Genomic DNA, 598 nt, shown 5'->3' with positions numbered 1-598 from the left:
GTCTTCACTTCGCTCACTTCACCTTTTACAGGTCATCTTCATGATTGCGAAAATTTGAGAGACTCATGAACAATCGGAATTGTTCTTGTTTCAATTTTCAGCTTGATCCAGATTTTTAAAGAGCAAAACTTCGCAGTGAACCCTTTCAGGTACACTCTGAAGTATTTTTTCGTAATACACTCACGAGATGGTGGAGCTATGCGGGATCGAACCGCAGACCTCCTGCGTGCAAAGCAGGCGCTCTCCCAGCTGAGCTATAGCCCCATCGTGTAGTCAGAACCTCTCACCTTTGATTCGTTTCCGGGCGCGGCGTGGTGAAGCGAAGCATACTTAAAGTATGCGAGCTTTGCCACAACAAAGCACGGGAGCGAATCTGGTAGGCCTGAGTGGACTTGAACCACCGACCTCACCCTTATCAGGGGTGCGCTCTAACCACCTGAGCTACAAGCCTGTAGAGGTTTTACTGCTCGTTTTTCATCAGACAATCTGTGTGAGCACTGCAAAGACCGTTTCTTTCAGGTAAGGAGGTGATCCAACCGCAGGTTCCCCTACGGTTACCTTGTTACGACTTCACCCCAGTCATGAATCACAAAGTGGT

2 tRNA genes and 1 rRNA gene are annotated in these 598 nt (G+C 48.3%); all 3 read right to left on the bottom strand.

The annotated features are described in order from the left end of the window. Window positions 1–188: 188 nt before the first annotated feature. A tRNA-Ala gene (locus tag F4V72_RS23995) sits at window positions 189–264 on the bottom strand. A 110-nt stretch (window positions 265–374) separates the two neighbouring features. Then, a tRNA-Ile gene (locus tag F4V72_RS23990) sits at window positions 375–451 on the bottom strand. A gap of 69 nt (window positions 452–520) precedes the next feature. Continuing rightward, a 16S ribosomal RNA gene (locus F4V72_RS23985) occupies window positions 521–598 on the bottom strand; the annotation flags it as partial.

The sequence above is a fragment of the Salmonella enterica subsp. diarizonae genome (genome assembly GCF_008692785.1).
Classification (GTDB): domain Bacteria; phylum Pseudomonadota; class Gammaproteobacteria; order Enterobacterales; family Enterobacteriaceae; genus Salmonella; species Salmonella diarizonae.
Note: the sequence above shows the minus strand (reverse complement) of the source record. Positions and strands in the feature narration are given on the sequence as shown.